Annotated in this window: 10 protein-coding genes; 9 read left to right on the forward strand and 1 reads right to left on the reverse strand. The window is 34.2% G+C overall.

The window, feature by feature from the left end; genetic code table 11:
• Positions 1-256 precede the first annotated feature (256 nt).
• The 5 genes from F6K15_RS36310 to F6K15_RS36330 all read left to right on the forward strand — a co-directional run bounded on the left by F6K15_RS36310 (position 257) and on the right by F6K15_RS36330 (position 5447).
• Positions 257-496, forward strand: coding sequence for a hypothetical protein (locus F6K15_RS36310; protein ID WP_202220522.1), 240 nt, complete (start codon positions 257-259; stop codon positions 494-496).
• A gap of 115 nt (positions 497-611) precedes the next feature.
• Complete coding sequence (locus F6K15_RS36315) at positions 612-1619, forward strand: hypothetical protein (RefSeq protein WP_293070759.1); 1008 nt, start codon at positions 612-614, stop codon at positions 1617-1619.
• Positions 1620-2432: 813 nt separating this feature from the next.
• The gene (locus tag F6K15_RS36320; protein ID WP_293070761.1) at positions 2433-3749 is read left to right on the forward strand and encodes a transposase; all 1317 of its coding nucleotides are present in this window, start codon (positions 2433-2435) and stop codon (positions 3747-3749) included.
• Between the two features lie 22 nt (positions 3750-3771).
• Positions 3772-3978, forward strand: a complete 207-nt coding sequence (locus F6K15_RS36325) for an HAD-IA family hydrolase (protein ID WP_293070763.1) — start codon at positions 3772-3774, stop codon at positions 3976-3978.
• Positions 3979-4289: 311 nt separating this feature from the next.
• Positions 4290-5447 carry an IS4 family transposase gene (locus tag F6K15_RS36330; RefSeq protein WP_293070765.1) on the forward strand — a complete coding sequence of 386 codons (1158 nt, stop codon included), beginning with the start codon at positions 4290-4292 and terminating at the stop codon, positions 5445-5447.
• Between the two features lie 198 nt (positions 5448-5645).
• Here the strand turns inward: F6K15_RS36330 and crn3 are convergent, their stop codons facing one another.
• Positions 5646-5948: a CRISPR-associated ring nuclease Crn3/Csx3 gene (crn3, locus tag F6K15_RS36335; RefSeq protein ID WP_293070767.1), complete on the reverse strand. Its 303-nt coding sequence runs from the start codon at positions 5946-5948 to the stop codon at positions 5646-5648.
• Between the two features lie 203 nt (positions 5949-6151).
• Here crn3 and F6K15_RS36340 point away from each other — a divergent pair, with 203 nt between their 5' ends.
• From F6K15_RS36340 to F6K15_RS36355, 4 genes are all read left to right on the forward strand, one after another.
• The gene (locus F6K15_RS36340; protein WP_293070769.1) at positions 6152-6808 is read left to right on the forward strand and encodes a hypothetical protein; all 657 of its coding nucleotides are present in this window, start codon (positions 6152-6154) and stop codon (positions 6806-6808) included.
• 193 nt (positions 6809-7001) lie between these two features.
• Positions 7002-7541 carry a hypothetical protein gene (locus F6K15_RS36345; protein WP_293070771.1) on the forward strand — a complete coding sequence of 180 codons (540 nt, stop codon included), beginning with the start codon at positions 7002-7004 and terminating at the stop codon, positions 7539-7541.
• A gap of 18 nt (positions 7542-7559) precedes the next feature.
• Complete coding sequence (locus tag F6K15_RS36350; RefSeq protein ID WP_293070773.1) at positions 7560-7775, forward strand: hypothetical protein; 216 nt, start codon at positions 7560-7562, stop codon at positions 7773-7775.
• Between the two features lie 39 nt (positions 7776-7814).
• Positions 7815-9637 (forward strand): hypothetical protein (locus tag F6K15_RS36355; RefSeq protein WP_293070775.1); only part of this gene is annotated, 1823 nt, incomplete at its 3' end.

A 9637-nucleotide genomic window follows, 5' to 3' on the forward strand; every position in this document is an offset into this window, starting at 1 on the left:
TTGCTCAATTTCATCAATTATAATTATAATATAACGCACATTAAAAAAATCAAAAACAAACAGCAAAATAATGCCGTTGACTATTGATGATTTTAATTGATAATAGGGTGGTATACATATCCTGAGACAGTAGACTATTAATTATCACTTATTAAATTGATTTTGTAGGACCTTCTCTCCTAAAGCTGTATCTAAAAAATCGTAACATATTCCACCTTTAAATGTTATAATTCTGGTGTACAGCAGAAAAATCAAGATGGCAGTCAATATAAAATCTGTACATAATCTTCAAACAGGTAGTAATAAAAAATGGAAAAACCTCCCAACAAAAGCCATCCGAGTACCTGGAGTATTTGCAGAAAAAATACTACAAATAGCTAGAGATATAGATACGGGAAAATCAATAAGTTATCAAGATGTCTATATGGCTTTAGAGGCACTCTCTATTCAGGAGTTATTTGACAATTACCGTAGAACTAAATATCCACATAAATAAATGTTTGAAGAATAAAATTTAGAAATAAAAACAATTGAAGATAAATCAATAAGATGTCCAGGGAGTATATACAATATATAGTTGAGCAAAATCATAAAAAACGGAGAGTGTTAGTATGGTGTCTATCCCAGACCTAGAAAAAAATTTAGAAAAAATGCAGCAGCTCCTTAATGCTGCACAAAATGAAGTACAAAAGAAAACTTTCCAAGATATTATTGATAATTTAACTAAGCAATTAGAGTCAGAAAAATCTAAATTAAATCCGACTAAAGCTGAGGATTTAAAAGTAGATAAACCTTCAGATAAAGACACAACATTTCAATCAATTCAGCAGTCAAAAACTGAAACTAAAAAACAGACAGAATCAAAGCCTAAATCTGAATCTCAAAAAGTAGCTACTTCAGAAGTTAAAGAAGAAGAAAAATTAGAAAATAAAGAAGAAGAAAGCCTGCCACCTAAACAAGATTATGCTTTCCAAGGTATAGGAATTTTATATGGCAAAATAGTCAGGCGATATGAGGATAATGATGCTTACTACAATCTGATTTCAGAAGGAAAAACTTATGGATTAATTTATAATAGCCCCAAGGTAAAAGAATTTCTCAGGCTAGACTACAATCCTGACAAAGATAGGTATGTAACTGTTTATCCTTACCTCACACATTTTCCTAACAAAAATACTCCCCCTAAACTAGGTTTTACCATAATTGCAGCCAATGATAATCCTCATTTAGATTTAAAAGTTAACGAATTTAAACTATCAGGTTTTTGGCAATTTATAGCGGTTTGTAAATGTCCTGTAATAAGTATTCACAGAAATAGAAAAGGAAAAGGCGATCGCGTCTCACAATTAAAGAAAAAATTTGATAACGAGAAATTAAATAAAAAATTGACTAGGGCAAATCACGTTCCTGTGCTGTGGAGGGATGCTCCAGTTAAACCTTTTAGATTTAATCCTAAGTTGGAGAAAGATCAACAAGGCTCACGCTACTTTGTAGAAATTAAAGCTAAATTTATACCTGGTAGAGAACAATGGGGATTTATGGAACTACTTGGAGAGCCGACACTAGATGTCCCTAAGTTTTATAAGCCTGAGAAAATTCCTAATTCAAAAGTGGCATAATATCCTTTTCCCGACCGCAAATTGGGAAAACTCATCTCTACGAATGTGAAGTTCTCTCCCGTTAAATCGCCTGATTATAATGGGAGGCCCCTTGCCGACATCAAAGTTAGAATCTGAAATTTATCTTTTAATCGTTTATTGTATAAAAGTTTTAAATTTTGAAGATCGATTAAATTTAGATAATAAAATACATAACAATAAATGTCTGAATTAATATCAGCAACAGTTTTATTTTTGTGTAAAATAAATTTGAAATTAATACAAGGAAATTTAAAAATATTTATTCTCTTCAAGATAAATATATTAAAAATATTGAAAATTGAGTCAGAAATTTTACAGTCAATGAAAATTTTGTAAACATCTTTTTTTTCAACAATATTCAAGTATTTTAGTTCCCATCTAATAAAATTAAGGTTCATAGGAAATATCTTCTCAATAAAAATTTGAATCGCAATAGCTTTTGGTGACTTACACATATTAGATGTAATCTTAATGAAGATTGCATTGATATTTTATCATAAAAATATTGCTCAAATATATTTAGGATTAAAAAGGATATTCTGATGAATTTGCAACTTGTAAAAATTACTATGAATATCTAAGATATACAATAGTTTTATTTGTGAATAATTATTGAAGAATCAACTAGCTCGATAGGAGTCTCCCGCTATAATCTGCGATTTATCGGTGAGAGGAATATCGGGACAATGAAAGTATGAAGTTGTCCAATAATTATTATCGCATTCTTTTGTGCTAAAAGTTATTATTTGTTTCACCATTAAGCTAGAATTAAAGTAGTTAGTGAAAAAGCTAATGAAGCAAGTAATAACGGCAAAACTGAAGTTACATTTATCCTCAGAGCAAAAAGAGCTTTTGAGAGAAGTTTCATTGGCTTATAGAGATGCGCTAAATTACTCTTCTGAAATAGCATTCACTAATGGAAAAGTATCAAGTTCAAATAAGTTGCAAAAGCTTGTTTATCAGGATATTAGAACTAAATTTGGTTTACCATCTCAGATGAGTTGCAATGTCCCAAGACAAGTAGCTGCAACTTATAAAGGGTTGTGGACTAAAGTTAAACAAAATGCGAATCATCTTCAACTAGGCCAGACTAAAAAGCGATATCAAGGGTTGGACAAACCACCTAAGTATGCATCAAGAACTTGCAATTTAAACTACAAACGAGATTACTCTTTTGTGAAGCAAGGGGTAAGTTTGATTACCTTACAAGGTCGAATTAAAGTATTTTACTCTGGGCACAACAAGCACGTTGAACTAATCAAATCGGGCGAAGATACAGTTAAGTTTGGAGGAGCAAAAATTTATTACGCTCGTTCAAATAAGACTTACTACTTATTAGTTTCTTTAGAATTAAAAATACCAGATATTGAACCAGATGCAATTAATAGCGTAGTCGGTGTTGATGTAGGACAACGGTATCATGCAGTAACTACAGACACCAGAAATAAAACTCATTTTTATTCGGGAAAACAGTGCAATCATAAAGCTACCTGCTACCAAAAAGCCAGGAAATCTTTACAGCAAAAAGGCACTCGTTCTGCTAAAAGACGCTTAGTTTCTTTATCAGGAAGAGAGAGACGGTTTGTTGCCGATCAAAACCACTGTTTATCCAAACAGATTGCTACTCCTAATACCTTAATTGGACTGGAGAACTTAACTAATATTCGGGAAAGAACCAAGCCTCGCAAAACTGGAAAAAAAGCGTCGGTTAAACAGCGAAAAGCTAATAATAAGCAAGCTAAGTGGTCCTTTGCCAAATTGCATTCATTTATCGACTACAAAGCTGTTTTAAATAACTCGTTAGCTATTAAAGTTGATGCTGATTATACCTCTCAAGCTTGTCCTCATTGCGGGTATACCAGCAGAGGTAATCGTCCAAAGAAAGGGCTAATTTTCCGCTGTGAATCTTGCGGTTTTGAACTCCATGCCGACTTAATTGGCGCAAGGAATATAGCAATGCGAACGCTGCTTACCCGGCAAGACTGGGAAAGTACGGGGTCTTTGTCAGCGATCCCTAATGGTTCGTCGGCTGAAGCAAAAGCTGCGCGCCTTTCAAGGTTTGCAGAACTGCGGTGGACGGCAGAATCAAGCCAACATCATAATCTTTGATTTGATGTTTGGTAGTTGACATTTGCTAGAACGAGAAAAGATAGACTACGCTGATTTTTCACCCTTCAGAAAACCATCGCCAGGAATGCTTGAATATGCTATACAAACTCACGATGTGGACACCTCTCAGATTTTGTTTGTAGGCGATCGCCCGGAAGACCAACAAGCAGCAGAAGCAGCAGGAATCAAGTTTTGTCCCGCTGAGGTTTGGCGTAATCAATTTTGTTGATAGCCCTAATTATTTGGTAATTCTAAAGTTAATACAGAACCAACACTCACCCCATGAGTATGTGTAGAAACTCTCACGGGGTGACAAGCAAGCTGGAAGATAGATATATCATGGAATTTACAGGTTAAGCTGAATAATAGTTCAAGTCAAATGTCAAGCTGGCTTGAGAATAAGGGGTAGTTTGGTGAACGCTTCGCGTTCACCAAACTACCCCCCATCCTGAGTTGATTATTTATTCAAAATCAACACTTTAAATGTTCTTAAAAATATGATAAAAAAGGGTTGATAATTAAACAAAAAAATAACTATAAATGAACATATTAGGTAATTATCAAGACCAAATAAAACAGAAATTAAGTCCTGCTCAAGTTGAAACATTAAAAATACTATTATATTTAATATCAGTGCATAAAATTGTACAAATATCCAAATTATCAGCTTACTTTCCTCTACCAATTCAATCTGAAAGTCGCCGAAAACACATACAACGATTTTTAACATTAAAACAATTAAGTTTACCTATATTTTGGTTCCCTTTAGTCAAAATCATGATAAATACGTTGCTTTTATCTACATCAGAATTGGTGTTAGTTTTAGATAGAACTCAGTGGCAGAATATCAATATATTAATGATAAGTGTAGTGTGGAAAAAAAGAGCATTACCGATTTATTGGAAGATTTTAAGTCACAAAGGTGCAAGTAATTTAACAGAGCAACAAGCCGTAATTCGTCCCATGTTAAGATTGCTGAAGAAATATCAATTAATTTTAGTAGGAGATAGAGAGTTCCATAGTATACATCTATCATATTGGTTGAAAAATTATCGTCAAAAACATCTATACTTTGCATTCAGACAAAGAAAAACAACTCAAATCAAGCGTGGTAGTAAATATTATCAACTACAACAATTAAAAGTCAATGTCGGTTCAAAAGAATTATTATTAAATCAAAAAATCACTAAAATTAAGCAGGTCAGTCTCCGCAATTTATTGATATATAAAAAACGCCAAATCAAACAGAAAAATATATTAGAAACCTGGTACATTATTAGTAATTTATCATCATCAGATAAAATTCATAAAGTATATAGTCAAAGAATGGGGATTGAGGCAATGTTTAAAGATTGTCAAAGTGGAGGTTACAATCTAGAAGAAACAAAGGCCAATGAAACCAGGTTAAATAATTTGATTTTACTGATAGCTATTTCTTACACAATTAGTTCATTTAAAGGGCAAAAAATCAAAAATCAAGGAATTCAAAAATATATATCAATAACTAATGAAAAAGGTAGGATAGAGAGAAGACATAGTAGCTTTTTGTTGGGATTATATGGTTTTTCTTGGACATTTTATTATGATTTCATCCAAGAATGGATAGAAAATTTAATCAGGCTCAATGCTCATAAATTACCCTATTATCAAAGAGGAATTAAAGCTATGTCAAAGATTAATATGCTGTACAATTGTTGATTTTTTATGATTAATTACTCTTAATAAGAATGACTTTTTTCTGAATATTGTTGGTTATTTGCTTGAACTATTGTTCAACATAGGTGGGGGTGTAGGTGCGAGCGGTCTGCGCTCGCACCTACACCCCTTCCATTCTCAAGCCAGTTTGACATTTGACTTTAATATTATTCAGCTTAACCTATAAATTCCTTGGTATATCTATCTTCTAGCTTGCTTGTCACCCCGTGAGGTAGAAACTACAACAGCACCAAGTCGAGTATCATAGCAACCAACCCACGATGCAGGATGACATTCGTGAACCAAATAAGCATATAACCACATTGGTGCCCTACCCTCAATCACAACACCTTGCTGCCACTGAATATTAGAAGATATTTGTAACCCTCTTAGATCCACAGGTTCAATAATACCGTCAGGATTAGTTATTTCAATACGAAGATGTTGATATGGCATTCCATCAGTTGTTCTATGGGAAATTAAATTAAGTTGAGTATTGCTCATATATTTTGTTGATTTCGGTCAGTCATTAATCTAATAATATCGCTTTCAGTAGTGGCAGATCAAGCTTAAAATGGTCTATTTTGAAGGCTGATTGCGTATTAATTGCCTACGTTCCCAAACAGTTGCTTAGGTTCCTTGTACTTCCGTTTTTTAGTGTCTATATTTCAATTATAGACATCAAACAGACAAGGAGAGACAAACTGATGTACACATCTAAAATGCCTATTAGCTATGGGTTACATGGAAATGAAGAAAATTATGGAGACAATGTAATAGACTTCCATATAGACGACGAAGTAGAAGGACAGACAGACATTCCTGCTACTGAAACAGTTCGTTACACTCTTGAACAATTAGCTCAGGAACTAAGTATTTCTACCAAAACTATCTACCGTGCTGGCACTGGCTACTATCCCCGGATTTGCGAATGTTGGTATTGGTTAACAGAAGGATTCAAGGTAGGTGAAAGGTATACCCCTCTGGCCTTGGAGAAAATGCAAGAACTACAAGAGGCGATCGCTCTCAAGCTCCCAGATGGTACTAAAAATCCAGGCAAGATGCTGTATGAGGATTTCAAGCAGCAAGTATGGGCTTCCTATTCTCAATCTGAGCCAGTAGCTAATATTGTTCCCGCACCTAAATACGATTCTTCTAAAGCCACAGCTAATATGGCTCAAATATTCAGAATTAAAAACGAGGCAACCAATATGGGAAATGCGCTCGACCAACTTAGCAGTTCTCTAGAGTCTTTTTATGGGCAGGTAGGGACAGAAATGGCATCGCGTTGTGGTGGTGCGCTAGTGGGCAATTTCAATGATGGGATGGCACAAATACTAGAGCAGCTAGGCCACACTTCATAATGATTGCAGAAGTTACAAAGATATGCGTGTCTATTTTTGTGGGTTTTGTTGGTGCGATAGCTTACTATGAATATTCAGAAACCGCCTACTTTTCTGAATTTCAGAAATTACAACAACAGCATTCAGAATGTTTAAATAAGCGCACGCAGCAATGGAGATTAGTTGAAAAATTTTACAAGGAGTACAAAAACAAATGACCTATACTTTAGGTTCTTCGTTACAGCCTAAATTTTCATCTGCTCGTCAGAGGCTTTCTACTGTTAGCTTTGATGGGACTGAGTCAATTACACAGCATGAGTATAATCTTCAGAAGCAGCACAAAGAAGGTCAAATGCGCTCTCTTGATTTGCAGATTATGGATAATAACCTGCTGGCTAAATCTTGGGATGTCGCTGCTTCTGGTGAGAAAGTTAAGCAAAGGCAAATTAACTACAACATTGAAAGCACTAACACTGATATTGCTGATGTTAAACAGTTAATAGCAGATGTAAATTATGAGCAAGAGCAGACTCGCCTTTCTTTGTCTCAGGAAAAGCATTCTCAGCTCCAGGATAAATTGATGTTTGAGCAAGCGTCTTCTGTGCAAGAAAGAGAAATGATGACGATCCAGGGAAACACCCGGCATTTGCAAATAGAGGAGTCAAAATTAAATCTTACTCAGCTACAGGCAGGTCTTAAATCTCGCTATGCTGCTGATTTTGAAGTGTTGGATGGGATATTTATTGAGTCGTAGTTGCAGGAGTTTTTTTGAATGAGTAAAAGTTCTAAAAAAGGGGTTTTCCAGCGTCAGGTCAAGAAAGTGATTGGCATTGTTAATGATGGCGATAATTTTGGTCAGCAGGTGGGCATTGTTAATCTAAGCAGCCTTCCCGTTGCTTCTAACTCTGATGCTAGTTCTCAATCGGTTGTTGGTATATCTGGCAATGGTAAGAATTATGGTGAGCAAGTTGATTTCGTAGATATTTAATTTTTTTGGGGAGTAATTCTCCCCTTTTTCTTTTTGCTTATGAAGTTCAAAATTGCAGTGGCAGGGATTATTGTTTCTACAGGAATATTCGTTTTTTCATCAATGAATGTTTACCTGGAGAAAAAGATTAAATTAGTATTATTAGGTAGCTCTTTTTTGGGAATTATAGTCAGTACCTCGACTCTGGCAAATACTATTAATTCCTCTCAAGAAAAAATCGATAAAATTTCAAAAGATGCTGATTTAGAATTAGCAACTTTACGGCAGCAAAATGAAGATTTAATAAATTCTCTACAAAATAAAATTGTTGAAGCTACTCAAGAAAAGGATATTAAAATATCTGAATTGGCTCAAGATATAGATAAGTTAACTCGTAAGTTAAAAACCTGTGATGTTCGTGTAAAAGAAGCTTCGATAGAAATTGCTAATAGGTATGAAGCTGAAATAGTAGTTATCAAACAACAATTAAATGATGAGTTTACCACTGAATTAAATCAGGCGCTCGCTGTATCAGATGAACTTAGGAATCAGTTAGACTTATCTCAGCATAAACTAGAGCAGTTTTATAGTAGAGAAAATAATATAATTGCTGAAGAAAGAAGGTTAGACGATATAAAGAAACAGTTGAACTTGTACAAAGAACAACTGAAAATAAATCAAGAGAAATCTGCCTTGGAAGTAGAAAAAGCTTTATTGGCAGAAAAAGATAAATTTGATGAATTAGTAAGAACTAATGAGCTTTACAAGCATCAGCTTTTAAAATATCAAGATGCACTAAATTCTCTACAATCTGAGAATACTAATTTAAAGAATAGTAGTAAGCTAAGAATTGCTCATGGTGCAAGTTACGAAGCTTACCTCTCTCAAATAATTCAGAATACTTATTTAGAGAACGAAATTAACGTTTCCTTTGCTGAATTTAATCGCTATGGAGATACTTTAGCTTTTAAGTTTTACCTAGTAGATTCTACCAAAGCTTCTAAAGCTTTAAAGATTAATCATTCCTTGGAATTATCAACAGGCAAGTTTTGTAATACTGAGATAAAAGGAGGATACTTATTAGTCAAAACAGAGAATGAAAAATCTAGAGATGTTAATCCAATCGTTGTCACTTCTGGTACTACTAAAAAGCGTGATACTTGTTGGTTAGATGATACCTTTGTGAAATCTCACCACGACTTAATTATTGGTGCAACAGGTAGAGGAAAATCTACTTTAGTAGATAATATTGCTGCTTTAGCTAATATTCATTTTGGAGGTAATGCAGAAATATTTGTAATTGACCCCAAATATCCTTATACAGAGTGGAAGTTTGCAGGTAAAAAATTTAAACCACAATACAAGGGTTTAAATGCCATTAATGAGGATTTTCGTACCAGCTTTGATGGTCTTCAAGATATGGTAAACTCTCTACAAAATAGATTAGATGCTGCGACTATTGCTGCGGAGAATGGAGATGAATTACCAGAAATAAAACCTCAAATTTGGGTAGTAGATGAATCTTTAATGCTGAGAGAGTATGATAAAGAATTACATAGCAAAGCTATTAAATTATTATCTACAGTTGGTCGGGCTTTAAAAATAAGAATTATTTTATTGACTCAAGAATCAAATGTTAATACAAATGGCTTAACTGTTAGTGGTAGCTTCAACTTCACCAGGTATTATTTAGGCGATTCTGCCAAGGTTCCTAGTGTAATTAATCGGGAGATAAAATCAGCTACAGAGAAAAATGAAATAGTAGCTAAAACTTCAGATTTAATCGAACGGGGTGAGAAGTATTTTGGGCTGATATGTCCCGGTGAAGAGAAGGCGTTTGTGGAGGTTTTGCCTCCTCCCGGATTCTACGCCGAACAGCAAAA

This window comes from Okeania sp. SIO2B3, from assembly GCF_010672525.1.
Lineage (GTDB): Bacteria > Cyanobacteriota > Cyanobacteriia > Cyanobacteriales > Microcoleaceae > Okeania.